Here is a 25,964-nt window from a genome sequence, read left to right as displayed (position 1 = left end):
ACGATGTTTTGCGAGCACCGTTCCAGCTTGTCGGAGTGCCAGCTTGAGCCCTGAACAAAGCCCGTTGAACGACCGTTTGGCCAGCGTGAACAAGCGCATTAACGCCGCCTGTGCGCGAGCCGGCCGGTCTGCTGATGAGATCACCTTAGTGGCCGTCAGCAAAACCTGGCCGCTGGCCGATCTGCAGGCGGCCGTCGCCGCCGGCGTCACCGAACTGGGTGAAAACTACGTTCAGGAAGCGGTCGACAAGGTGCAGCAATGGCAAGGGCCGGCGCCGGTCTGGCATTTTATCGGCCCATTGCAGTCGAACAAGACACGGTTGGTCGCTGAGCACTTTGACTGGGTGCAGAGTGTTGATCGACTGAAGATCGCTCAACGCCTGTCTGATCAGCGCCCGGAACACTTGCCGGCGCTCAACATCTGCATTCAGATCAACATCAGCCAGGACCCGGCCAAAGCCGGCATCGACGCTGCTGAACTGCTGAGTTTTGCCGACCAGCTCAGCGCGCTGCCGCGCTTGCGGCTGGGCGGCATCATGGCCATTACCGCCGCCGATCTCCGTGACACCGAACTGCGCCGCCAGTTCAATGAATTGAAAAGCCTCAGTGATACCCTTATTCAACAGCAGCCGGATGCCGGTGTTTTGTCGATGGGTATGAGCGCCGATTTCGAAACCGCCATCGAGTGCGGCGCCACTCATGTCCGGGTGGGCAGCGCGCTCTTTGGTCAGCGCAACTATGATTCGCAAGCATCACTTTGATCATTAGCGGCCACAATCCATTAACAGCGGCAACGCTTTGAAGGAGACCAGAATGCAAACAGCCACCATCGGCTTTCTTGGTGCCGGCAATATGGCAGGCGCCATTATCAATGGCATGCTCGCCAGTGGCTTTGACGCAAAACGCATTCAGATTTGCGATCGCAACCAGCCCAAGCGTGACGACTTTGAGCGCAAAGGTTTAGTCGCCACCGCCGATGCGGCCGAACTGGTCGCCGCTTGCGATATCCTCGTGCTGGCGGTCAAACCTCAGGTATTAAAGTCGGTGATTGAGCCCTTGGCGTCGGCGTTTCAGGCACGGCGCCCCTTGGTGGTCAGCGTTGCTGCTGGCGTCACCGCCGAAAGCATCGACCGCTGGCTGGGTGGCGATTTCGCCATCGTGCGCACCATGCCCAATACACCCTCGCTGGTGATGACCGGCGCCACCGGCCTGTTCGCTAATGACCGCGTCAGCGCCGAAGAACGCACGGCAGTACAGCAGATTTTTGATGGTGTCGGCGCCACGCTCTGGGTCGACAACGAAGACGAATTGCACGCTGTCACCGCCACCAGCGGCAGCGCACCGGCTTATTTCTTTCGCTTTATGGAAGCCATGCAAAAGGCCGCCGAACACCAAGGTCTGGATGCCGACAGCGCCCGCGCACTGATCGTCCAGACCGCCCTGGGTGCCGCCAAGATGGTGCAGGAAACCGGCGAAATGCCCGCCGAACTGCGCCGCAAGGTCTGTTCACCCAACGGTACCACCGAACGCGCCATCCGCAGTTTCGAGGCAGACGACCTCGATGCGATGGTGGATCGAGCCATGCAAGCTTGTCGTGTGCGCTCAATTGAATTGTCCGAAGAACTGGCAGACTGAGCCCGACTCAGCGCCACCGACCGAATAAGAGGAACCCGACATGGTGTTGGCTAGTATCGCCGTCCTGATTCTGAAAACCGCCTTCAGTATTGTGCTGATCGCCTTGATTGCCCGCTTCCTGGCGCAGGTTGCGCGCGCCAATACCTATAACCCTTTGGCCCAGACCGTGCTGAAAATCACCAATCCATTTTTGCTGCCGCTGCGGCGCATTATTCCCGGCTTTGCTGGGCTCGATATTGCCGCTCTGGTGTGCATCTGGATCGGTCAGTTTGTCTTGGCCCTGGCCATTATTCTGGTGAACGGTAACAACCCTGTGCCGCATCTGGGTTCGATGGCGGTGCTGTCGCTGCTGGCGGTTGCTGGCCTGCTGATGACGGTGCTGCAATGGAGCATGATCATCGTCGCCATTGGCAGCTGGATCAGCATGGGTCAACAAAACCCGATGCTCAGTTTTCTGCAGGAACTGGTGGAACCCTTTGTCGGTCCGTTCCGGCGTTTAAACCTGCAAATCGGCATGCTGGATTTGTCCTACATCATCGCCTTTCTGGTGCTGATTATTCTGCGCGATTTTATTCTTGGCGGCGTCATCGTTCCGATGACCGGTCTGTACGACAATAATTTTATTGGCTTTGCCACTGGCGGCATCATGCCGGTGATCGGTCTCTAAGCATTATCGATTCGCCCGCCTGCAACGCGCCGACGGAATGAGCTCAATAGGACATCGCTTCATGCCCACAGAAATACCGGCCGACAGTGTCGGCCTGGTCGAACCCCAGACCGCTTTTTTTGATGAGCCGTTGCCACTGCGCTCCGGTCGTTCGCTGTCGTCTTATCAACTGGTTTATGAAACCTACGGCACGCTCAATGCCGATCGTTCCAACGCCATTTTGATCTGTCATGCCCTCTCGGGTCACCATCATGCCGCCGGTTATCACAGCATGGATGACCGTAAACCCGGCTGGTGGGATGCGTGCATCGGGCCGGGCAAAGCCATCGACACCGACCGTTATTTTGTGGTGTCACTGAATAACCTCGGCGGTTGTCACGGCTCTACCGGACCCACCGATGTCGATCCGGAAACCGGTCGTCGTTACGGCCCTGATTTCCCGATTATGGCGGTACGCGACTGGGTCAAAAGCCAAGCGCGTCTGGCCGATCGTTTGGGCATTGAACAATGGCTGGCGGTGATTGGAGGCAGCCTGGGCGGCATGCAGGCTATGCGTTGGTCTATCGACCACCCGGAACGGTTGCGTGGCTGTGCGGTGATCGCCTCGGCGCCCAAATTATCGGCGCAAAATATCGCTTTTAACGAAGTGGCGCGTCAGGCCATTACCAGCGACCCGGATTTTCATGACGGCCATTATTATCAGCACGATACGTCGCCACGCCGTGGCTTGATGTTGGCGCGGATGCTCGGTCATATCACCTATTTGTCGGAAAGCGGTATGCGCGAAAAGTTCGGCCGGGAACTGCGCCAGGGCAAACTGCATTTCAGTTACGATGTCGATTTCGAAGTCGAATCCTATCTGCGTTATCAGGGTGAAAATTTCTCCGATAATTTCGACGCCAATACCTATTTGCTGATGACCAAGGCGCTCGATTATTACGATCCGGCCGGTGATCATGACGGTGATCTGGCACGTTGTCTGTCACAGAGCCAGTGTCGTTTTCTGGTGACTTCCTTCAGCAGCGATTGGCGCTTTACGCCGGCGCGCAGTGAAGAAATTGTGCGTGCTTTGGTGCGCGCGAAAAAGCCGGTCAGCTATCTGGAAATTGAGGCGGACCAGGGTCACGATTCATTTCTGTTTCCGATTCCCGAGTACGTTAAATTGCTGAGCGGTTTTCTGGCTTCACTGAGCACCCAAGGAGCGCCGGCATGAGTCAAATAGAACGCCCCGATTTCGATTTTATCGAGCCTTGGATCGAACCCAACAGCCGCGTGCTCGACCTCGGTTGTGGTGACGGCGGCTTGCTCGCCATGCTGCGCGACAACAAAAACGTGCGCGGTTACGGCCTGGAAATCGATACCGATAATATCGTCGAATGCGTGGCGCGTGGCGTCGATGTTATCCATCAGGATCTGGATGCCGGCCTGGATAATTTCGACGACCAGAGTTTCGATACCGTCATCATGACGCAGTCGTTGCAACAGACCACAGCGCCCGATCGCATCGTCGAGGAAATGCTGCGCATCGGCCGCCAGGCGGTGGTGACTTTTCCCAACTTTGGTCACTGGACAACGCGCGCCTATCTGGGTTTTCGCGGCCGTATGCCGGTGTCGGAATCCTTACCCTACGCCTGGTACGAAACACCCAACATTCACTTCTTCACCTTTCGCGATTTCGAAGTACTGTGTCGCGAACGCGGCATAAAAATTCTCACCCGAGCGGTGGTGGATCGCAATCACCAGGCCAACTGGAAGATGCGCATGCTGCCCAACCTGCTCGGTGAAATTGCGCTCTATCACATCAGCCGGTGATCGCCATGATTCGTTCTGTCTTCTTTATTGCGCTGTTCGGTGTGCTGTCATTGACCGCCCAGGCCGAACAAAAAGTCGTCTTCAATGGCGACTACGAACTGCACTACATCGTCTTTAATTCGACCCTGTTGCAGCCGGAGATTGCGCGTCAATACAACCTGCCTCGCGCCGGCCGCAGCGCCATCGTTAACCTCTCAGTCTTGCAGCAACAAAACAACGGCGTGGCCACGCCCGTCGACGCAACGGTCAGCCTGAGCGTGCGTGATTTGCTCGGCCAACAACGCACTATTGAACTGGACGTGGTGCGCGAACAGAACGCCATCTATCACCTCGGCATCGTGCGTTTGCTCGACCGTGAAATGCTCTGGTTCGACATCAACGTCGAGATTCCCGGCGAGCGCGATTACCAGTTCAGCTTCAGCAAAGAAATGTGGGAGGAAGAAGCATGAGCGCCTGGGTACTGGCCTCCGGTAACGCCGGCAAACTGCGCGAATTCCGCCACTTGCTGGAGCCGCTGTCGATCGATATTCAACCCCAAGGCGAACTGGGCGTGACCGACGCCGAGGAAACCGGCCTCAGCTTTATCGAAAATGCCATCCTCAAGGCCCGCCATGCCGCCGCAGCAACAGGACGACCGGCATTGGCCGACGATTCCGGTCTGGAAGTGGATGCGCTGCACGGCGAGCCGGGTATTTATTCGGCGCGTTATGCACTGCGCGCCGGCGGCGAGAAAAGCGATGCCGCCAATATCGAACGACTGCTACGTGAACTTGATGGCGTGCCTGCCGAGCAACGCACCGCTCGCTTTCAATGTGTGCTCGCGGTGATGCGTCACGCTACCGATCCGACACCTCTGATCGTGCAACGCAGCTGGGAAGGTCGCATTCTGGAAACGCCGTCCGGCAGCGATGGCTTCGGTTACGATCCGGTATTCTTTGTACCCGAACTGGGCCAGACCGCAGCCGAACTGGACAAGGCCACCAAGAATAAAGTATCGCATCGCGGCCAGGCACTGGACGCCTTGCTGCCGCTGCTGCGTGACCGCTTCGGGCTATGACCGACGCTGTGTTGCCTCCGCTGTCGGTCTATGTGCACGTCCCCTGGTGCGTGCGCAAATGCCCCTACTGCGATTTTAATTCCCATGCTCTCGATCCGCACGCCATTCCCGAAGCCGACTATTTGGCACGGCTGATCGAAGACCTGAAGCAGGACGCACCTCTGGCGCAAGGCCGCCTGGTGCATTCGGTGTTCTTCGGTGGCGGCACGCCTAGCCTGCTCAGCGCTGAAACCATCGGCGCTATTCTCGAAGCGCTGCATCAGCATTTGGGCTTGGCCGAGGATTGCGAAATCACCCTCGAGGCCAACCCAGGCACCATCGATGAAAGTCGTTTTAGCGGTTTGCGCGCGGCTGGCGTTAATCGCTTATCCATCGGCGTGCAGAGTTTTCAGGTGCATCAGTTGGAACGTCTGGGCCGTATCCATGATCCGGATCAGGCGGTGCGCGCCATCGAACGCGCCCGCGAAGCAGGCTTCGATAATTTTAATATCGACTTGATGCATGGCTTGCCTGAACAAAGCGAAGCCGATGCACTGGCTGACCTCGATCGCGCCATCGCATTGAACCCGACCCACCTGAGTTGGTACCAACTGACCATCGAACCCAATACCGAATTTTACCGACGTCCGCCGGAGCTGCCGGTGGACGATACGCTCTGGGCGATTCAGGAAGCTGGTCAGCAACGTCTCAAAGAAGCTGGTTTTGCCCAGTACGAAGTCTCGGCTTACGCCCGTGATGGCAAGCGCTGCCGGCACAATCTCAATTACTGGGGTTATGGCGACTATTTAGGATTGGGCCCGGGCGCGCACGGTAAAATCACCCAGACCGAGCCGTTCGTTATTCGCCGCACCCGTAAAACCCGGCTGCCGAAAGATTATCTGGACCGCTCACGACTGTTGCTGCGTCAGGAAGAAGAGGTCAGCGCTGAAGACCGGCCATTCGACTATTTCATCAACAGTCTGCGCCTGGTCGAAGGCATGCCGCTGGACCATTTTGAAGTCGCCACCGGCCTGGATCGCGCTACACTGGAACCGACTCTAAGCCAGTTGCAGCAACAAAATTTACTGACCATCGAGGCTGGACGCTTGCGTACTACACCCCAAGGTTTTCTATACTTAAATGACATTCTTGCCGAGTGGCTGGCATGAGCACTCTAGCGCGCCACCTCTATTCGCTGTTGTTTTATCTGCTGACGCCCCTGCTGTTGGTGCGCGTCTGGCTGCGCGGTCGCACCCTGCCGGCTTATCGCAAACGCCTGGGTGAGCGTTTTGGTCACTGGCCCAAAATACCGGCCGGTGCGCTCTGGGTGCATTCGGTCAGCGTGGGTGAAACCATCGCTGCCAAGCCGTTAATTGAACGCTGGCTGGAGCGCCATCCGGGTATGCCGGTTTTGGTCACGACGATGACACCCACCGGCTCTGAAACCGTCAAAGCGCAATTCGGCGACAGCGTTTACCACGCCTATCTGCCCTGGGATTTACCGCACGTACAGCGGCGTCTGCTCAAGCGCCTGCAACCGCGTGCGCTGGTGATCATTGAGACCGAGCTGTGGCCCAACCTCTTGCACGCCTGCAAACAGGCCAAAGTGCCGGTGCTGCTGGCCAATGGCCGACTGTCCGAGCGTTCCTTGCGCGGTTATCAGCGACTGAGCGCCTTGATTGGCCCGATGATGCGCCAGCTAGACGGTGTCGCAGCCCAACACGCACCCGATGCCGAACGCTTTGCTGAACTGGGCATCGACAGCAACCGCATTGAAGTGACTGGTTCGATCAAATTCGATTTACCGCTGACGCCGGAACTGCACAGCCGCATCGAAACCTATCGTCAGCAGCTGTCTGGCCGGCCGGTCTGGGTGGCAGCGAGCACCCATGCCGGTGAAGAAGAAACGCTGCTCAAGGTGCATCGTGATATTCGCGCCAAACTGCCCGACGCCCTGCTGATTCTGGTGCCCCGTCATCCCGATCGTTTCGATGCGGTGGCCGACCTGCTCGATCGCGATCGTTGGCGCTACAGCCGCCGCTCACGCACGGGTCAGCCGCGCAAAAATGATGCGGTCTTTCTGGGCGATACGCTGGGTGAATTGCTGCTGTTCTACGGCGTGGCGCACGTCTCGGTGATCGGCAACACCTTCAACGAAGGCGGTGGTCACAACCCCATCGAACCAGCGGCGCTGGCCAAACCCATTCTGCTGGGCCCGAGCTTTATCAACTTCCAATCCATCGTCGATGCGATGCTTAAAGAGCACTGTCTGGTGACGGTCGAAAACAGCAAAGAACTGACCCAGCGCCTGCTCGGCCTGCTGCAAAGCCAGGATTTGCGCGACACCTACGGCCAGCGTGCCTACCTCTTTTTCCAGCAACAACAGGGGGCATTGCGACGCCTGGAAAGCTGGATCGAAAAGCACCTGGATTTGAATCCAGACAGTGACCCGAGCAGCGCCTCACGCGACATTCGTCCGCTGCGCACCGGCCACTGACACTCGCTTAAAGCGCCTGAGGCCAGGCTTTCGTCAGGGCACGACCACAGCCTTGAAAGGTCTGGCCGTCCAGGGTAACGACTGCCGTCCAATCGAAATCTTCGCCACTCATGCTGTCCTGACAAGGCACCGGCTCCAGATGAATGATCAATTCGGTCACCTCACCGCTTATATCGTAACTAATGCCTGGCCCGACGGCCTTGGCTTCAGGCAGCGGGGTGACGGTTCGTACCTGGCCGTAGTCGGTTAACAAATGCGCCTCGCGATCGCTCAACTCCAATAGCCAGCCCGGCTCGTTGCCTAAGGCACGAAAGTTGACCGGATAACGCCCGAGCGTATCGCGTGGCGCCCGGGCTTCGTTGAGCTGGCACTCGGTTTTGGCCTGGCCGGGCAACGTCAGCAAGGCGTGATTGCCTCTATCCCAGAACTCCACATCCTCACCGACAAAACGCGCTCCGGAAGCCGAGCGCGCCTGGCTCAGTTCAACCGGTCCGTCGGGTAAATACAGCCGGGCATCCTCGGCACTGAGGTAATAAAAACTGACACTGGTCTGAGCGCATTCAAAAACACTCAAACTGGCTTGATCGGTGGTTTCGGTAACGGGCTCGCGACTGGCACAACCGGCCAGGATCCCAAGCAAAACACACCCAGCTAACACCCTGCCTTTATTCAAAACCCTCTCCTTGTAGGATGATTAGGATGGTTCCAGCATGCCTGTCGCCCGGTGCTAATTGAAGGGCGCGTTATAAAGAGGGTGACGTCGGTCATACCGATGCGCACAAAAAACCGCAGCCACAAAAAAAGGCCGCCGAGGCGACCTTTTATGGAATGAGGTAAACCGATTAAGGCTTAAATAACGCTCTTAGATAACTTCGACGTCAGAGGCCTGAGGACCTTTCTGACCTTCAGTGATGGTGAACTGAACGGCTTGGCCTTCAGCCAGAGTGCGGAAACCGTCACCCTTGATGGCGCTGAAGTGAACGAAAACGTCTTTGCCGCCTTCCACTTCAATGAAGCCGAAGCCTTTGGTTTCGTTAAACCATTTTACTTTGCCAGTCTGTACAGACATTGCTTTCTCCTGGAAGAGGATGCGATGTGTTTCGGACAGCGCTCGAGCCAGAGCAATTCCAGACAGCCGCTGCCGGTAAAGATAACGTCTTACTTACGCGCAACCTGCTTAGGGAACTTCTTCAGAGTACGACAAAGTCTCACCGGGTCTTGCTTATAAGTATTGCGACAATCTTTTACAAAGCTCACTTTAGCGAAGCCAAATTGGATGTAAAGTACTTTTTAGCGCCCCGAAAAGCCGCCAAAGTCGCTTAACAGCGCCGTTCTCACCCGCTTTCTGAGCGTTGTTCGACAACTATCTGATATTGCTCGTTTTTTCACCAATTGCGAGTCACGCCCGACCCAACAACAGCTTGCTGGCCAGGCGTGAATTTCTAATGACAGGCGACTAGCGGTTTTAAGCTCAGTCCGTCTTCTTGGCCCGCTGATCGCTTTGCACGCGTTTGGCCATCTTGCTGAACGCCTTGTGGCGACGCCGCTGCTGCCAGTTTGTTTCGCTGGCCAGGGCGGTTTCGCGCTGCAGTTTTTGGTAAGAACGCAGCCGCCGCGCATCCAACTCGCCCGACGCCACGGCCGCCGCTATCGCACAGCCGGCATCACCCTGGTGGGCGCAATCGCCGAAGCGACACTGCTGCGCCAGCGCTTCGATATCATCGAACAGGGCGCTGACACCCTCGGCCGCTTCCCCCAAACGCAGCTCACGCATGCCCGGTGTATCCATGATCCAGGCGCCCAGCGGTGTGCGCTCCATCTGTCGCTGAGTGGTGGTGTGCCGACCTTTGGCATCGTCTTCGCGGATGGCGGCAGTGGCAAAGCGTGCTTCACCGATCAGGCTGTTGGTCAGGGTGGTTTTGCCAACGCCGGACGACCCGACCAAGGCCAGACTCTGACCACGCATCAACCAGGGTGACAGCGCATCAACCGACCAGCTCTGGCGGGCATCGAGGCAGACCACCGGCAAGTCTGAGCGCAGCGACTGCGCCTGATCACGCAGTGCGTCAGCGTCCGCGCTTAAATCGGCCTTGGTCAGCACGATGACCGGATCGACACCGGCATCCAGCGCCAAGGCCAGATAGCGCTCCAACCGCGACAGATTAAAGTCGGCATTGCACGAGGCGACGATCAGCAAGGTATCGAGATTGGCTGCGATCAGCTGAGGCTTCGGTTCGGTGCCCGAGGCGGTGCGGCGCAACAGCGTCTGCCGCTGCAACAAGCGTTGTGGTTCGCCACTGGCAGCATCGAGCCACAGCCAATCGCCCAGCGTAGGCCGATCGCCGGCCTCGGCGTGGCGAAAAGCGCCGCTGATCATCCAGCTGTGCGCGCCCGTTTCGTCGAGCCATTCCAGACGATCGCGATGCACCGCCGTCACTCTGGCCGGCCGGCCATTGGACAGTTCGTCGAGACTCAGTTGTTGTTGAAATACCGGTCGCCAGCCGAGGTCGGCCAGCGTTAATAATGCAGAAGTCATGAGGGTTTCCCTTCACGGAGCCAGCGTCAAACTGGCGTTAACAGGCTAAGACCCAAGTCGTCTAACTTGGATCGATCCGGTCCGATTCAGGGCAGGTAAAACTGGAGCGAAAGCTCCACAGGAAGAAGGAGTGCGCTCAGCCTCGACCTGCCACTGGGGCAAGCTCTACAAGGTTCAGGTTCATGAAAAACGCCTCCTTTTTGCGATGGGACTTATTGGTTTGCGTTTGCGCTGGAACTTTGCCACCACAGCGACAACGCCAAGCAGTTTGCCGCAGCCACAGCGGCCAGGCAAGAGCCGGTCAGGCTAAGATCTGGTTTTGTCCCAAAAAGCGATAGCCGACACCCGGCTCGGTTTCGATGTAGCGCGGGTTGGCCGCATCGTCATCGAGCTTCTGACGCAGCTGACGAACCACATTACGCAGATACTGAGTATCGTCGCGATGCGTCGGCCCCCAGATGGTTTCCAGCAGTGCCGTCTGGGTCACCAACCGACCCGAGGCCAGCATCAGGTGACGCAACACCGCCCACTCCTTACGCGTCAGCACCACATTGTCGTTACGCACCAACAACCGACGCTGCGCCACATCGATACTCAAATAAGCATCGTTAAACAACGGCTCCGGCTGCATCGGCTCTGCAGCCCGCGATGCCAGCAAGCGGCGCACCCGGGCCAGAAATTCGTTAACGCTGAAGGGCTTCACCACATAATCCAGAGCCCCCAGGTCCAGCGCCTGCACTTTTTCGGCTTCATCCGACCGTACCGACAACACCAGCACCGGCAGACTGCGTTCCGCCAAAATGCGCCGCAGCACCTCCTTGCCATCCAAGTCCGGCAAGCCCAGATCGAGCACCACCAAGGCCGGCTCGGCCAGCGCCGCCTGAGCCAGACCGGTCGCGCCATCACTGGCTTCAATGACTTCATAACCCTGGGAGGTCAGGCTGATGCGCAGAAATTTGCGGATCTGCGGTTCGTCATCAATGATCAGAATTCGGTTCATCTACGCTTCTCCCGACTGGCCAGCCTGAGACAACGGCAAGCTCAGTCGTAAACAATGGCCGAAACCCTCCGGCGGCGGCACGATACAGGCCTCGCCACCATGCACCCGCATCATGCCGCGACAGATGGTCAACCCCAGACCGGACCCTTTTTCGTAGCGATCACCACGGCTGAACGAATAGAACTGGGCAAACACCGCCTCCCATTGATCGACCGGCAACCCCTTACCCTGATCGCACACATCCAACACCATCCAGTCATCCTGACGCCGCACCCTGATCAGTACCTGTCCATCCGGCGGCGATGCTTTGAAGGCGTTATCAACAGCGTTGTAGAGCGCCTGTTCAACCAGAGCGGCGTGCACCCAAAGCGATGGCAAATCCACCTCGGCATCCAGCCGCAAGCGCTGGCGCTGACTGTCTTGCGTCATGCGACGTGCCACCACTGCATAGAGTTCTTCGACCGACACCCACTGCCGGTTCAGCGATAACTCACCCTGCCCCAGGCGCGTCATATCGAGCAGATTCTGGATATAGGTTTCCAGGCGCTGGCTTTCATCGATGATCGAATCGAGCAAATCCAGCCGGTCCTGTTCGGACAGATCGGCGTGCAAATCACGCAGCGAAGTCGCCGAGCCCATCATCGTCACCAGGGGTGTTTTCAGATCGTGCGATACCGACGACAACAAGGCCGAACGCAGGCGTTCTTCATCGGCCTGACGCTCGGCGCGTTTCAGTTCGTCGGCGGCGGCATCCCGTTCCAGCGCCGTCTGCACCTGTTCACCCAGACTGCGCACCAGCGTCTGCCAACTGGCCGGCAAAGGTTGTTCGTTGAGCACCTCGACGTGCAAGGCCCGGGCGCCGGTTAAAACATCGCGCTCGCCCGGTGCCGGGGTCAACCGCAGTTGACCGGGAAAACGTTCGGCACTGAAATCGGCCAGCGCCGCGGTTAAATCATCGCCGCGCTGCAACTGCGCCATTAACCGCAGTTGAGCTTTAAGAAAGCCTTCCTGAAACTGCAACTGCAGCAGTTGCGAGCGCAACCGATAGGCCAACCAACCGGCCAGCAGTGCAAAGAAAACATAGGCCAGTGCCGCCGCCAGTTCGCCCGCATCGTGCATCTGAAAACTGAAACGCGGCTGGGTATGAAAGAAGTTAAACAGCGCAAAACCGAGAAAGGCACAGATCAACACCCCGGCCCAACCGGTCCAGAGTGCGCACACCAGCGCGACCATTAAATACAACAGCAGATGCGTCGACTGGTTCAGCCAGGCGCCGGGCAACCAACCCAGCAAGGTGACCAACACCGGCAACAGCGTCGCCAGCAACCAGGCGTTACGATTGGGCCAGGGCAGTCTCAACAGCATTCTCCTTACCAACGCCAGAAGCCGGGCGTAAAGGGCACGATCAGCGCCAGAAATTCCAAGCGACCGAGCAACATGGCAACACACAACAACAACTTGGCCACTTCATTGAGCGAACTGAAGTTGCCAGCCGGGCCGATAATAGCACCGAGCCCCGGGCCGATGTTCATCAGCGCGGTCAAGGCGGCCGAGGTTGCGGTTACCGCATCAAGACCGGTCATCGCCAGCAACAGACTGCAGCCGAGCCAGCTGACCATCACCAGAAAGAAATACGCCAGCGCAGCAACCAGCACCCCTTCTTCGACGCGGCGCTGATTATATTGCCGGGAAAAATGCGCTTTCGGATGCAACGAATGGAACAGATGTTCGCGCGTCATCAACGCCAATAACTGATAGCGAAACAGCTTGATGCCGCCGGACGTCGAACCGGAGCAGGCACCGCTGAACATCAGAAAACCAAATACCAGCAAAGCAAATCCACCCCACTGGGAATAGTCATCGCTGGCGTAACCGGTGGTGGTAATCACCGACACCAGATTGAACAGGCTGTGGGTCAGCAACTCACTCCAGGAGGCTTCACTGCCAGCCAGCCAACGCGCCAAGGTCACCGCCAGGGTCGCTGCCAGCACCAGCTTCAACAGCAGTTGCACCTGCGCATCGCGCAGCACCAGCCAACTGCGTTCACGCACCGAGTTGACGAACAATAAAAACGGCATACCGCCGAGCAACATAAAGGCACTCGCCGCCCACAATAAAGCAGGTCGCTGGAACTGACCGAAGGACGCATCCGAGGTTGAATAACCGCCGGTGGCAACGGACGTCAGCGCATGATTGAAGGCCTGGAAAGCGGTCATGCCGAGCAGCCAGTAGGTTAAAAACGCCAGCAGTGAAATCACCGCATAGGCCAGCGCAATGGTCAGCGCCACCCGGGCGATGCGACTGTTTTGAATATCGGACCATTCAGACGATTCGGTACGAAACAACCGCATACCGCCGACTTTAAGAAACGGCAGCACCGCCACCGCCATGAGAATAATGCCGATGCCGCCGACCCACTGAGTAATGGAGCGCCACACCAGCAAGGCCCGCGGCCCGCGGTCCAAGCCGGCAATCACCGTCGAGCCGGTGGTGGTCAAACCGGACACACTTTCAAACAGCGCATCGACAAAACTCAATTCCGGCCAGCCCCAATAGAGCGGCAAGGCACCGGTGACCGACAGCAGCGTCCAGTTAAACAGCGTCACCAAAAACATCTGACGGGGGCGCAAACGCTGCAGACGGCCGCGGCCGAGCACAAAACACAACAACGCCAGCACCACACAGAACACCGCGCTGAACACCAGCGGTCGCACCAGTTGATCGTTGTGCCAATCGACCCAGAGAATCGGCACCACCATAAAACCCGCCCAGACCAGCAAGGTAAAAGAAGCAATCTGCAGCGCCGGTTTCAGCTCGGACATCACTCGCCTCCCAAGACGAGACCTGATGCCGAACAGTCTATGGAGAGCGCCGTAAGCGAACTATCAGGCCAGCCGAAGCGGCGTAATTTCTGCGTAATAGCAACAGGCGCACAGTTGTCCGCCCTGGCAGTACCGTTCGCAGACCATCCTGCTACACTCGGCAGTCTTCACCCACTAGGAGGGGATTCTCCCCCGCTTTCGGAGTTTTGGATGAAAGGCATACATCGCTGTCTATTGATGGCAAGCACCCTGTTAGTGGCCGCCCCGGCCTGGTCATTTAACTTCTTTGGTCTCTTTGGTTCCGACGATTCCGAGCTGGAACGTTTACTCGCCAGCGCACCGGCAGACACCGCCTGGTTTACCGCCGGCCATTCCGACATAGACAGCTACAGCTTTATGCAGGGCGAACCCTACAGCGCCAATCAGCCACCGATGACCGAGCTTTATGAGCTCACCGAAAATTCCCCGGGCCTTGCCGTTCTGCTGCGCATTTATGAAGACTTTATTGCCCAGCTCGACAGCACCAACACCAACCTGCCGGCTTACTACGGCATCGAAGCCGGTGACTACTATGCCTTCTATCTCGATGGTCTGATGCCAGTCGTGCGCATGACAGTCAGCGACCCGGATGCCTTTATGCAGCGCTGGAACGACGCCGCTGCCGAGACTGGTAAAGCCGCCAAGACTCGTCAGATCGCCGGGCTGGAGGTACAGCAATGGCGACTGACAGCGGTGCAGGATAACAACCAGATGAACCTGGCATTGAGCCTGGATGAGGGCATCGCCACCCTCACCGTCATCAACGAATTCGACGACGATGATCGCCTGGCCCAGCGTTTTGGCCGCGCCGCCGTCAGCGAATCGCTGGTCGACAGCGAAACCTGGAAAGCCCTGGGTGATGAGTACGATTTCGACACCTTGATGCGTGGCTACCTCAGCATCACCGAAATCGCCAAGGCCGTCTTGCAGCCACACACCAGCCTGATGGGGCAAGATCTGCAAGCGCTGATTCCCAGCGAAATGGCTGAGCTGAACGCCTCAGTCAGCGCCAACTGCGCCGACGAATGGCAAGGCCTGGCGCAGAGTGTGCCGCGTCTGGTCTACGGCATTGAGGACCTGGACGTCAGCGCCGACAGCATCATGCAAAGCGCGCGCTTTATCCTGGAAATGAATAACCGGGCGGTCACCACCGAACTGGCCAAACTGCCCGGCTCGCTGCCGGCCTACAGCAATGACGCCAGCGACAAGATTTTCGCGCTGGCCGCGGGTATCGACCTGAATGCTCTGTCGCCGGTAATCACAGCACTGTGGACGGAATTCTCCAACGCCAGCTTCAGCTGCCCGCAACTGGTGGAAATGCAGACCGCTTTGCGCAACAGCCTGAACCCGTCTTTCGCCGGCATGATCAATGGCGTGCTGCCGGGCTTTAAAGGTCTGGGTGTGGCTGCCTTCAACCTCGAACCCAACGCCCAATCGCCGACCGGCCTCAGTGGCTCTGCGCTGATCAGCGCCAGCGCCGACGATCCGGCTGTCCTCGCTAACACCCTGCGTGCCAGCGCCGCCGCCTTCTATCCTATTCCGCAAATCCCCACCAATGGAGATCCGGTCGCGCTGCCCATGCCCTACTGGCCGGAACCCATCTACCTGGCAATTAAAGGCTCGCACCTGGTGGCCTACACCGGCGAAGCCGCTGCGCAAGCTGCCGACGATCTGGCCAGCGAACCGCTGAACCGCGATGGCACCTTCGGCGGCGCCTTTAACATGGCGCGCTTTGGCGAAGCGATGATCGACGGCATGCCTTACTTCAACCTGCCTGCTCAGGGTGAGTGCGAAGCCACCTACCTGTCGATGCTGACCTTCAGCGAATTGCCGATTGAATACACCTACCGCGAAACCTACACCGAACGCGGCTGGGAAGCGGTGCTGAATGCCACCATCGGCCGGCCGGACAGCGCCGGAAACCAGATTGAGCCGGGCCAGTACCAGACCTCCGTGCTCAGTTCCGATTGCCAGTGGTACCCCGACGGCAGCGAAACCTTTAGCGCCGAGGGCTCTGGTCGTTACGTGCAAAAAGACGATCAGCAACAATGCGAGCTCTACACCCTCGACTACCAATGGCGCCAGGAAGGCAATCAGCTGTTCCAGGACAGTCAGTCCGCCCAAAGCCGCGACAGCTGCGGCCAGTCACTGGCAGCGGTTGAAGCAGAAGACTACCAATGCACCATTCTCGGCATGAGCGAAGACGGCTTCTACTGCCTCTACGATGCCGGCCTCGACAGCGAAATGCTGATGTACTACCGCCGTTGAGCCGTTAAAGAAGCCTTAAGCTGTTCAAAAAAAGCCCCGCTGATGCGGGGCTTTTTATTGCCTGCCAAAGCCGGCGCTGCCTTCAAACACATTCCTCCCTTGGTAACGAGCCCCATCACCCGTGCACGACTGAACACTCGGCCTTCATCCCCAATCTCAAAAAACCTCGCGGATGCGCTATTACGATAGCGTCATGTCAAAAATATGACGTAATTCACAATATATAACGCCAATAAAATGGCGTTATCTGAACGGTCATTCGACAATCCTCGCACACCAGAGCGGTTCGGCCGCTCCTTTAAAATCCATAAACCAGAGGATGGTCTTATGAACGTTTTGGCAGTCAGCCAGCTAGCCAGCCAGGTAAGCCGCGGCCGGTTTCGTCTTTTTTTACGTTGGTCGGCATCTGTGGTGCTGGTGGCAGGCTTAGCCGCCTGTGATTCCGGTTCCAGCAGCGCGCCGCCGGATCAAGGCCCACCGGTCATCGACGACCTTCAACTCAGCGTCTGGGTGGGGGCAGACAAGCAGGCGGAGGACGGCACGCAACAAAGCAATAACCAACTCACGCTCACCGGCTCCATCGTCGGTGATAACTCCAAACTCTATACCTACAGCGATCCGGAATGCCTGAAGAGCCTGAATGCGCGTTGCTCTAATTTGGAGCTCCCCAAAACCACGCCCTTCAGCGTCGAGAACGACGACAATATCAGCCTAACGGCACCCAGCTACGCACTGTTGCAAACCGACGGACGCGACTATGTGAGCGAACTGAATGCACGGCGTTTTCCGGGCATAAACAGTCACCAAGTGGTGTATTTCAGAGATCGGTTCTGGCTGGTCCCTGGTATTTACGGTTTTGATGGTGAGCATGACCTCTGGTCTTCCGCTGATGGCCGAACTTGGGTGCCTCACCGTTCGGTCAATGCGGGTGATGTTAATGAGACAGCGATGTTTATTGGGCGCGGAGGACATCAGGCGGTGGTGTTCGATGCGGGGGATGAGAAGGGTGAGCAGTTGTGGTTGATCGGTGGCAGTACTCATAACGATGTTTGGTCCTCAATGGACGGTATTCATTGGGTTTTGCATCCGATCCGGGATAACCAGCGTTTTCCCGCTCGAGAGTATCATAAGATCGTGGTTTTTGATTCTGATCAGAATGGCAATCCGGAGTTGTGGTTATTCGGTGGTTCCGACAATAGTACCGAATCAGGTTTTGCGTACGGTGACATCTGGACATCGACTAACGGAGTGGATTGGACCGAAAAAACGGGTTTAAAGAATGCCGATCCGGATAGCCCAGAGCTGTTTTCGGTTTATACAACTAACTGGGTGATGGGCTTTGATAGTGATCAAGACGGTAAGTCGGAAATATGGCTGTTTAAGACGTCCGACGGTAGTGTTCAACTTTGGTCTTCAGGCAATGGTGTCGCTTGGACTCTCAGCGAGGATTTGCCTATTAGCAATCGCTACGCTACTGCGGTCACTGTTTTCGACGCTCTGGACGGTGAGGGTCCACAACTTTGGTTGGTCGGTGGCCGTGAAATAAAAGACGGAGAGTATCCACCGAATAATGAAGTTTGGTCCTCACCTGATGGCACCAATTGGACCCAACATACGACTCCCGCTGTTCCGTTTAACCCGGTCAGCTATCACCAACTGCTCGTCGCCGACACCAACCACGATGACCAAAACGAACTGTGGCTGATTGGCGGTGAAGGCATCGGCAATCAAACCTGGTCCACCGAAAACGGCAACGACTGGGTTCGCCAACTTCCCTTTGCCGACTTTTCACCGCAAGCCGGGCATCAGGCGGTGGCTTTTGATGGTGGTGACGGTGAACGGTTGTGGATGGTGGGCCACTCGGCGGGCCAAAGCGAAGTCTGGTCGTCCATTGATGGCGTCGATTGGACGCTCCAAACCGCCGTTAACAGCATCCCCGGTGAAGCTTTGTTTGCACCCCGCGAAGGCCATCAGTTGGTGGTGTATACAGACCCGGATGATCAGAAGCAAAAACTCTGGTTAATCGGTGGCAAGAGCCTGGGCACTGGTGCTGCCGAACTCAATGACGTCTGGTCGTCGCTCGATGGCGTTACCTGGACTCAGCGTGAATGCGACAGCAACTGCTTCACACCGCGCGCCGGTCATCAAGTGGTGGCGTACGATACGGGCGATGGTGAACAACTGTGGTTGGTGGGTGGCGAAGCGGGCGAGGATAACTACCTGAACGATGTCTGGTCTTCACCCAATGGCACAGACTGGACCCAGGCCGATGCTCCTGCGGATCCAGATACTTCACTCTTCAGCGGCCGTGCGGGTCATCAACTAGTGCTCTTTGATGGCGACACTGAAGAGCCGGGCAAAGAGCTGTGGTTGATAGGCGGCGAAGACAGTGGCGGAATGCAAGATGACGTCTGGTCTTCATCGGATGGCGTCAACTGGAATCTTCATGACCCTTGCTCGGGCGACAGCCTTTGCTTTTCAGCGCGCAGCGAACATCAGGTTGTGGTTTACGACGCAAAGGATGACGAAGGTGAGCGGCTGTGGCTGATGGGTGGTAAAGACGGTAGTGGGGTAAAAAATGATGTCTGGTCGTCTACCAACGGCATTAGCTGGCAGCGGGAAACCGACAATGCAGCCTTCTCCGGACGCCAAGGTCATCAAGTGGTGGTATATCCCAGTGCCAAAACAGATGACACCGACGTTCGTCCACAACTGATGTTGATTGGAGGTAATACCCGTAGCACCGGGTTACCTTTACCCGACAACCAAATCTGGCGATCCACCGACGGCAAAGATTGGCAGTTATTGCTGAAAAACGCGTTTCGGCCAAAGCCGTAACGACCGCTTTAAACTGAAACAAAAAGGATGCTTCGGCATCCTTTTTTATGGGCGTTGCTTTTGTATGCGGCATCTTCAACAGAGCCGAACGCCAGGGCCCGATGTGCGTGGACGAACACCTAAAAAAGCCAGTTGCCGGGCGCTACTGGCTTAATTAAAACCATCAATCTATTTTCGGACGGGTCATGCACTGGTAGACAGCAACCAATCCAGTTACCCACAGAAGCCGTGGACAAGGTTGTGTACAACCTCGGGAGAAGTGGGTTCAGCCCCGCCGTACACCAGTCTTTTAAAAATCGTTAAAAAACAAACAGTTAATCTGAGGTCGGGGCAAACTTTATGGTGCTGCCGTCGGCGCACAATAAACTCACCTCACGCGCAGCGCCCTGTTCATCCAGCCACAGCTGGCCCAGGGCCGAGCAATTGACCAGAGCGCGGCCTTTTTGCCCTTCGGGTAAGCGGGTGCGAATCGACATGCGGCGTCGCTTGGTCAGCCAGTTTAAGGGTGATTTGCGGCCATAGAGCCAGCGGTTGAGACGGTCGAAACCTGGCAGCAATGATTGGGGAAATTCATTTTTCAAACCGCTGCAGGTGATCTGGGTGATCACCGGTTGATGCTTGCTGCGGCGCAGCACCACATCGTAGACAAACGAATAATGCACATCGCCGCTGAGAATCATGAAATGACCGGGCGTTTTACGGTGCCGGAAAATATTCAGCATGATGCTCGCCGCGCCCCGGTGCGCCATCCAGTTTTCCGCGTCCACCAGTAAGGCCTGGCCAAAGTAGGTGAACACCCGCTGCACCGTCTCAATCAACTTAACGCCATAGACCGGCGCCGCCGACACCATGACCACCGCGTCATGGTTAATCAGTTCCTGCTGCAATTCCGTCATGGCTTCCCAGTCGAGCAAACCCGATGGCCGGCTCGGTCGCTTTTGCGACGGCCAGCGCTGGGTGCGCGTATCGAGCACCACCAGCTTGGGTTCGGTATCGAGACAAAAATGCCAGTGCTCCCACTGCAATAAGCGATCGATCAGGCTGTTGTGTGCCTGGTCGCGTTGCTCAATGCCCACGCCATTGGCAAAACACTCAGGCACGGCCTTATCGAACAAGGGCGCCATGCGATCCGGCGCATTACCCCAACCCTGACACAGCAGATAACCGATGATGGCGTTGCCGATAATGCGTCGCGCAAAGGGATGACCATAAGCGGCGTCTTCCCAGGCGCGAGTGAGGTTCCAGTCATCGGTGACGTCGTGATCGTCAAAAATCATATAGGTCGGCAGATGCGCCATGGCGCGTTGCACCGCGGGCAAGCTGTCGACAAACTCCTCCAGCGCTTCACGCTCACGCTGATAATCGTCGATAAATTTGGCGTCGATATCCGGCGCATCGAGCGATAATTTCGACCACAGTTGTGGTGACCAGACCAACAGATACATAGCCAGAATTTCTGCCAGACTGACCAGATGATTGCGCGCCGAAGCATCGGTAAAAATCGGTTTGCGCACCCCGGTAAAAAACGCTTCCAGTAATTTCCGGTTGTCTTTATCGCGCGGTAACAGCTCGGCACGGCGATAATAAAAATCGGTGTTTCCGTGCAGTTCAGCACTCTGGTTCAGCGCCGCTCCCTGCCAGCGTTCGTCGGCCAAACCCAAGGCTTCAATCAGCTGGTGAATGACATGGAGCATGGGGCCGGCAACGTCATCGGCATAGATTTGATCGCCCGTCATCATCAATAAGGCTGGACGTTGTTGCGGTTTCTCCAAGGTGTCAGCCAGCACATCATCGGCACGCGCCAGCGCATCCTGCGATGGGAAATGCGGCTTGCGGCAGGAGCCGTGCAGCAAATAATCCAGCCGGCCACGGCGTACCAAGGTGGGCCGTTCTTCGCCGTCGTACAACAACCCCGGAACCAATTGTGCGAGGTTATGTTCGGTATCCGCCTGTTGCAGCCAGAGGTCGTAACCAAAACGCTGATCGGCCGGCAATGGCTGTTCGACATTCAGACTAATCAGATTGATCCAGGCGTGTTCACCAATGCGCAACGACTGACAACAGTCCGCCAGATCAAAGTCCATCACCGGCTTGTCGTCGCAATGCAATTGCGCGCGGCCGGACGGCTCTTGGGTGGTCACCAGCCACAGCACCAATTGCTGAGCATCCAGGTGTCGCACCTGTGGCCCGGCCACGATCAATGGCCAGTCATCGACTATTTGCTTCGTCAAACGGCTACTCCCCAGTCCCCAATTTAATCCATTCGAACAGCATACAGACAAGCGTCATCTATTGGTCATGCAACTGTCACAGCCTTTCGCAAAACTGCGACATCGCTATCGCTTCGCCCACCCAATTGAAAAAAACACAGGACCTTCAATCATGCATATCCCACACGACGAAAATAACAAGCCGGTCGAATTCGACCGTCTGATCGACCACGCCATCAGCCGCCGCAACCTGATCAAAGCCGGCAGCGCTGCTGGTGCCACGGCCTTCCTGGGCGGCGTTGCGCCGCTGGCCCTGGCCGTCAACGAAGCCACGACTCTGATGAGCTTCGACAACATTCCCACCAGCACCGCCGACGACATTTCATTGCCACCGGGTTACCGCTACGAAGTGCTGATGTCCTGGGGTGACCCGGTGTTGAAAGGCGCGCCCAACTTTGCCCGCGACAACAGCGCCGCCGACCAGGCCGGCCAGTTCGGTGACAACACCGACGGCATGGAACTGTTCCACCTGACCGACCGTAACGGCAATATCGACCCGGATCGCGCCGTGCTGGCCGTGAACAACGAATACCTGAACGACGAATATTTCTACACCCATGGCGAAGCCGCCAAGACCGCCGAAGACGTGCAAAAAGGCCTGAACGCCCACGGTGTTACCGTCGTCGAATTGCAGCGCAAGCGCAATGGCCGCTGGGAATACAAGAAAGGTTCAGACTACAACCGCCGCCTGCACGGCAACGCCGAATTTGAACTGACCGGCCCGGTTGCCGGCACCGCCTACGTGAAAACCTCAGCCGATGCCTCTGGCCGTCGCGTCTTTGGTACCTTCAACAACTGCGGCGCCGGTCGCACGCCCTGGGGCACCTACATGACCTGCGAAGAAAACTTCAACGGTTATTTCGGCGCGCCCGAAGGCACCAACCTGAGCGACGCTCACAAGCGTTACGGTCTGAGCGAAAACGGCTCCGGCTACAACTGGTGGCAACACGAAAGCCGTTTCAACCTGGCGCAAGAACCGAACGAGCCGAACCGCTTTGGCTGGATTGTCGAAATCGATCCGACCGACCCGACCTCAACGCCGAAAAAGCGCACCGCCATGGGCCGTTTCAAACACGAAAACGCGGCCATGACCATCAACCACGACGGCCACGCTGTGGTCTATATGGGCGACGACGAGCGCGGTGAATTTATCTACAAATTCGTTTCACGCGGCACCTACAACCCGGACGATCGTGCCGCCAATATGCGTCTGCTCGAAGACGGCAGTCTGTACGTTGCCAAGTTCAACGACGACGGCAGCGGCCGCTGGATTGAACTGCGTCATGGCGTTAACGGCCTGAACCAGGCCAATGGTTTTGCCGACCAGGCCGACGTTCTGGTGCGTGCCCGTGCCGCCGCCAGCTTTGTTGGCGCCACCACCATGGATCGCCCGGAATGGGTCGCCTGTCACCCGTCCGCACCGATGGTGTTCTGCACCCTGACCAACAACAGCCGTCGCGGCACCAGCGCTGCCCAACCGCTGAACGGACCGAACCCGCGTGCTGAAAATGACTACGGTCAGATCGTGCGCTGGATGCCGGAAAACCGTGACCACACTTCCGAATATTTCGGCTGGGATCTGTACGCCATCGCCGGCAACCCGGCGGTGAAAACCGGCGCCTACGCCGGCAGCGACAACATCACCGAAGAGAACATGTTTAACAGCCCGGACGGTCTGCGTTTCGACGACTTCGGTCGGCTGTGGATTCAAACCGATGGCGACTATTCCAACGAAGGCGACTTCGCCGGCCAGGGTAACAACCAAATGCTCTGTGGCGACCCGGTAACCGGTCATATCCGCCGCTTTATGGTCGGCCCTCAAGGTTGTGAAATCACCGGTTTGACCTTCGCCAACGATCACCGCGTCGCTCTGGTCGGCATTCAACATCCGGGCAGCGCCTGGCCGAATGCCGCCCGCGACGGCGTACCGCGTTCGTCCATTGTTGCGGTTTACCGCGAAGACGGCGGCGTGATCGGCGCCTGATTGAATCTCCAATAAGAATCGGACTCTCCAACCTTTTAAGCCCCCGCTCGCGGGGGCTTTTTTATGTTGAAAAGATTTAATTAAGGTTAGATAAATCCACCTCGGGCAAGGCTTCAAAGGCAGGACGGGCGAAGTAATAACCCTGAAACAGATCGATACCCAGATCGCGCAGAAACTTGAATTCAGCTTCGGTTTCCACGCCTTCAGCCAAAGTGCGGCAACCCAGTTCCTGCAACATGGTGTGGGTGGAACGCACGATGATCTGGCGCTTGGGATCGAGTTCAATACCACGCACCAACCCCATATCCAGCTTAACAATATCCGGCTGCACCTTGGCCAATAAATTCAGCCCGGCATAACCATCGCCGTAATCGTCCAGCGCGGTAATAAAACCCTGCTGCTGATAGTGGCGCAAAATATTGACCAGATGATCATGGTCCGCCACCCGCTCCACTTCGGTGATTTCAAACAGGATGCGTTCGATGGGAAAGTCATTTTCACGCGCCGCCTGCAAGGTGGTACGAATACACAGCTCCGGGCGGTACACCGCATTGGGCAGGAAGTTGATGCTGAGAATACCATCCAGGCCCAACTGGGCGGCCAGGGTAATGGCTTTTACCCGACAGGCCTGATCAAAACGATAGCGGTTGTCGTCGCTGATCCGCTCAATGATGGTGCCAGCAGGCTCGCCATTAAGACCACGCACCAGCGCTTCGTAACCGAAGATGGTTTTATCGCGGGTGCAGACGATGGGCTGGAAAGCCATGGAGAAATCAAAACCGAGCAGGTCAGCCGAGCGGCATTCGCTGCAGGCCAGTTCACGAAAATCGATGGGTTTGTTCATAGCAAAGCGAAGCGGACACTGTTTTTTTTCAGTGTAGACGGCGGGGACGCTGGGCGCACCCCGCCGTGGTGACCTTTACTGCTGCGAGCGGAACGCCCAGCCAGTCATGCGCTGTTCGATCAACACGAAGAGGGCGTACATCACCACCCCTTCGAAGGCCAGCGCCAGCAAACCAGCGAACACCAGTGGCACTTCGAAATTGGCTTGCGCCATCAACATCATATGGCCGAGGCCGGAGTTGGCGGCGACGGTTTCGGAAATCACCGAGCCGACAAAGGCCAGGGTAATGGCGACTTTTAATGAACCGAAAAAGTGCGGCATCGCTCCAGGCAAACCCACCTTTAACAGACGGTCGATTTTCGACGCCCCGAGCGCACGCAAGACATCATCCATTTCCGGTTCGGTGGTCGCCAGGCCAGTGGCCACGTTCACCACAATCGGGAAAAACGAAATCAAAAAGGCGGTCAGAATGGCGGGCACAGTGCCGATGCCAAACCAGAGCACCAGAATCGGCACCAGCGCCACTTTCGGCACCGAATTAAAACCAACCATCAGTGGATACAAACCGCGATACAAACGCCGCGACCAACCGATGGCAATGCCCAGAATCAAACCAAACACCACGGCCAGACCAAAGCCAGCGGCGGTGGTCCACAAGGTCTGAATGGAATTAACCACCAGGGCGCGCTGAAATTCGATACCGGTTTGCACAATCACCGACGGCGGTGGCAGGAAATAAACCGGAATATTGCTCAACCGACAGATCAGTTCCCAAAGCACAAAAAAGCCGACCGTTACCCAGAACGACATGGCTTCTTCGCGTCCCAGCCAGCCAAATAAGCGCTGACCCCAGGATCGTTTCGTTGCGGCGTTACTCATGACGACGCCTCCTGCAAGGACCCAATAGAACTGCTGCCATCTTCGGCGCGCGCACTGCGAATGTGCTCGCGCAATTCATGGACAGCACTGACAAATTCCGGCTGATAACGACTTTCCAAAGTACGTGGCCGGGCAAAATCGATGTCGCGTTTTTCGATAATCTTGCCCGGTCGTGCGCTCATCACGTAGACGGTGTTCGACAGATAAACGGCTTCGGTCAGATCGTGCGTCACCAGCACCACGGTGAAGCGTTGTTGTTGCCATAATTCCTGCAGCACATTCCATAATTCTTCACGCGTAAACGCATCGAGCGCGCCAAAAGGTTCATCGAGCAACAAGAGTTTCGGTTCATGAATCAGCGCACGACACAGCGAAGCGCGCTGGCGCATACCACCGGACAATTCCCAGGGGTATTTATCGCCCTTGCCTTTAAGGCCGACCGCCGCCAAGAGTTCTTCGCCACGGCGACGATATTGCGCCCGACGTTTGCGGAAATCTTTTTTCGTTGCCGGCGCCACTTCCAGCGGTAGCAGCACATTTTCCAGGGTGGTGCGCCAGGGCAGCATAATGGCGTTCTGGAACGCCATGCCCACCTGAGCGCGCGGCCCGGTCACCGGTTCGCCATCGAGCACGACGCTGCCTTGTTGCGGAATCAGCAGGCCGGAAAGCAATTTCATAAAGGTCGATTTACCGCAGCCACTGGGGCCGACGATGGCAGCGAAGTCACCTTCTTCGACCTGCAGGTCGATGCCGTCGAGCACCAGCTGGGTTTCGTCCATACCGCCGTAACCCAGGCGCAACGATTGAATGTCGATAAAACTCATGCTGGACCTATGTG

Annotated in this window: 22 protein-coding genes; 12 read left to right on the top strand and 10 right to left on the bottom strand. The window is 57.2% G+C overall.

Annotation, left to right across the window (positions count from 1 at the left end):
• The first annotated feature begins 43 nt into the window (after nt 1-43).
• From ACXAE6_RS09060 to waaA, 9 genes are all read left to right on the top strand, one after another.
• Nucleotides 44-760, top strand: a complete 717-nt coding sequence (locus tag ACXAE6_RS09060; RefSeq protein ID WP_475146623.1) for a YggS family pyridoxal phosphate-dependent enzyme — start codon at nt 44-46, stop codon at nt 758-760.
• Between the two features lie 52 nt (nt 761-812).
• Nucleotides 813-1,634 (top strand): pyrroline-5-carboxylate reductase, encoded by an 822-nt coding sequence (gene proC / locus ACXAE6_RS09055; protein WP_475146622.1) that lies wholly within the window; start codon nt 813-815, stop codon nt 1,632-1,634.
• A gap of 40 nt (nt 1,635-1,674) precedes the next feature.
• The gene (locus tag ACXAE6_RS09050; RefSeq protein ID WP_392801800.1) at nt 1,675-2,301 is read left to right on the top strand and encodes a YggT family protein; all 627 of its coding nucleotides are present in this window, start codon (nt 1,675-1,677) and stop codon (nt 2,299-2,301) included.
• Between the two features lie 61 nt (nt 2,302-2,362).
• On the top strand, nt 2,363-3,514 hold the full coding sequence (gene metX, locus ACXAE6_RS09045; protein WP_475146621.1) for a homoserine O-succinyltransferase MetX: 1,152 nt from the start codon (nt 2,363-2,365) through the stop codon (nt 3,512-3,514).
• On the top strand, nt 3,511-4,113 hold the full coding sequence (gene metW, locus ACXAE6_RS09040) for a methionine biosynthesis protein MetW (RefSeq protein ID WP_475146620.1): 603 nt from the start codon (nt 3,511-3,513) through the stop codon (nt 4,111-4,113). Before metX ends, metW begins: the two co-directional genes overlap by 4 nt.
• A gap of 5 nt (nt 4,114-4,118) precedes the next feature.
• On the top strand, nt 4,119-4,562 hold the full coding sequence (locus tag ACXAE6_RS09035) for a DUF4426 domain-containing protein (RefSeq protein ID WP_475146619.1): 444 nt from the start codon (nt 4,119-4,121) through the stop codon (nt 4,560-4,562).
• Nucleotides 4,559-5,170 (top strand): RdgB/HAM1 family non-canonical purine NTP pyrophosphatase, encoded by a 612-nt coding sequence (rdgB, locus tag ACXAE6_RS09030; protein WP_475146618.1) that lies wholly within the window; start codon nt 4,559-4,561, stop codon nt 5,168-5,170. The genes ACXAE6_RS09035 and rdgB overlap by 4 nt, the downstream gene beginning before the upstream one ends.
• The gene (hemW, locus tag ACXAE6_RS09025) at nt 5,167-6,318 is read left to right on the top strand and encodes a radical SAM family heme chaperone HemW (protein WP_475146617.1); all 1,152 of its coding nucleotides are present in this window, start codon (nt 5,167-5,169) and stop codon (nt 6,316-6,318) included. Before rdgB ends, hemW begins: the two co-directional genes overlap by 4 nt.
• The gene (gene waaA, locus ACXAE6_RS09020) at nt 6,315-7,646 is read left to right on the top strand and encodes a lipid IV(A) 3-deoxy-D-manno-octulosonic acid transferase (RefSeq protein WP_475146616.1); all 1,332 of its coding nucleotides are present in this window, start codon (nt 6,315-6,317) and stop codon (nt 7,644-7,646) included. Before hemW ends, waaA begins: the two co-directional genes overlap by 4 nt.
• Nucleotides 7,647-7,653: 7 nt before the next feature.
• On the opposite strand, the gene ACXAE6_RS09015 is transcribed toward waaA, so the two are convergent.
• From ACXAE6_RS09015 to ACXAE6_RS08990, 6 genes are all read right to left on the bottom strand, one after another.
• A complete protein-coding gene (locus ACXAE6_RS09015) occupies nt 7,654-8,319 on the bottom strand; it encodes an MliC family protein (RefSeq protein ID WP_475146615.1) in 666 nt (221 codons plus the stop codon).
• Between the two features lie 189 nt (nt 8,320-8,508).
• Entirely contained in the window at nt 8,509-8,715 is a 207-nt protein-coding gene (locus tag ACXAE6_RS09010) for a cold-shock protein (RefSeq protein WP_108126131.1), read from the bottom strand.
• Nucleotides 8,716-9,117: 402 nt separating this feature from the next.
• The gene (gene rsgA / locus ACXAE6_RS09005; protein ID WP_475146614.1) at nt 9,118-10,182 is read right to left on the bottom strand and encodes a ribosome small subunit-dependent GTPase A; all 1,065 of its coding nucleotides are present in this window, start codon (nt 10,180-10,182) and stop codon (nt 9,118-9,120) included.
• Between the two features lie 301 nt (nt 10,183-10,483).
• A complete protein-coding gene (locus ACXAE6_RS09000; protein ID WP_475146613.1) occupies nt 10,484-11,182 on the bottom strand; it encodes a response regulator in 699 nt (232 codons plus the stop codon).
• Nucleotides 11,183-12,541, bottom strand: coding sequence for a sensor histidine kinase (locus tag ACXAE6_RS08995; RefSeq protein ID WP_475146612.1), 1,359 nt, complete (start codon nt 12,539-12,541; stop codon nt 11,183-11,185).
• 11 nt (nt 12,542-12,552) lie between these two features.
• The gene (locus tag ACXAE6_RS08990) at nt 12,553-14,004 is read right to left on the bottom strand and encodes a TrkH family potassium uptake protein (RefSeq protein ID WP_475146611.1); all 1,452 of its coding nucleotides are present in this window, start codon (nt 14,002-14,004) and stop codon (nt 12,553-12,555) included.
• A 210-nt stretch (nt 14,005-14,214) separates the two neighbouring features.
• Between ACXAE6_RS08990 and ACXAE6_RS08985 the strand changes: the two genes are divergently transcribed.
• Together ACXAE6_RS08985 and ACXAE6_RS08980 are read left to right on the top strand one after the other, a co-directional pair.
• The gene (locus ACXAE6_RS08985) at nt 14,215-16,311 is read left to right on the top strand and encodes a hypothetical protein (RefSeq protein ID WP_475146610.1); all 2,097 of its coding nucleotides are present in this window, start codon (nt 14,215-14,217) and stop codon (nt 16,309-16,311) included.
• A gap of 237 nt (nt 16,312-16,548) precedes the next feature.
• On the top strand, nt 16,549-19,149 hold the full coding sequence (locus ACXAE6_RS08980; protein WP_475146609.1) for a Kelch repeat-containing protein: 2,601 nt from the start codon (nt 16,549-16,551) through the stop codon (nt 19,147-19,149).
• A gap of 314 nt (nt 19,150-19,463) precedes the next feature.
• Here ACXAE6_RS08980 and ACXAE6_RS08975 read toward each other — a convergent pair whose 3' ends face one another.
• Nucleotides 19,464-21,380 carry a metallophosphoesterase family protein gene (locus tag ACXAE6_RS08975; protein ID WP_475146608.1) on the bottom strand — a complete coding sequence of 639 codons (1,917 nt, stop codon included), beginning with the start codon at nt 21,378-21,380 and terminating at the stop codon, nt 19,464-19,466.
• 151 nt (nt 21,381-21,531) lie between these two features.
• Between ACXAE6_RS08975 and ACXAE6_RS08970 the strand changes: the two genes are divergently transcribed.
• On the top strand, nt 21,532-23,403 hold the full coding sequence (locus tag ACXAE6_RS08970) for a PhoX family protein (protein WP_475146607.1): 1,872 nt from the start codon (nt 21,532-21,534) through the stop codon (nt 23,401-23,403).
• 76 nt (nt 23,404-23,479) lie between these two features.
• Here the strand turns inward: ACXAE6_RS08970 and ACXAE6_RS08965 are convergent, their stop codons facing one another.
• The 3 genes from ACXAE6_RS08965 to ACXAE6_RS08955 all read right to left on the bottom strand — a co-directional run bounded on the left by ACXAE6_RS08965 (nt 23,480) and on the right by ACXAE6_RS08955 (nt 25,950).
• Nucleotides 23,480-24,247 carry an EAL domain-containing protein gene (locus tag ACXAE6_RS08965; protein WP_475146606.1) on the bottom strand — a complete coding sequence of 256 codons (768 nt, stop codon included), beginning with the start codon at nt 24,245-24,247 and terminating at the stop codon, nt 23,480-23,482.
• 75 nt (nt 24,248-24,322) lie between these two features.
• A complete protein-coding gene (locus tag ACXAE6_RS08960; RefSeq protein ID WP_475146605.1) occupies nt 24,323-25,126 on the bottom strand; it encodes an ABC transporter permease in 804 nt (267 codons plus the stop codon).
• Nucleotides 25,123-25,950, bottom strand: coding sequence for an ABC transporter ATP-binding protein (locus tag ACXAE6_RS08955; RefSeq protein WP_475146604.1), 828 nt, complete (start codon nt 25,948-25,950; stop codon nt 25,123-25,125). The genes ACXAE6_RS08960 and ACXAE6_RS08955 overlap by 4 nt, the downstream gene beginning before the upstream one ends.
• Nucleotides 25,951-25,964 lie beyond the last annotated feature (14 nt).

It is taken from the genome of Saccharospirillum sp. ABV4_185, assembly GCF_056159245.1.
This window is presented reverse-complemented; position numbering and strand designations above follow the sequence as displayed.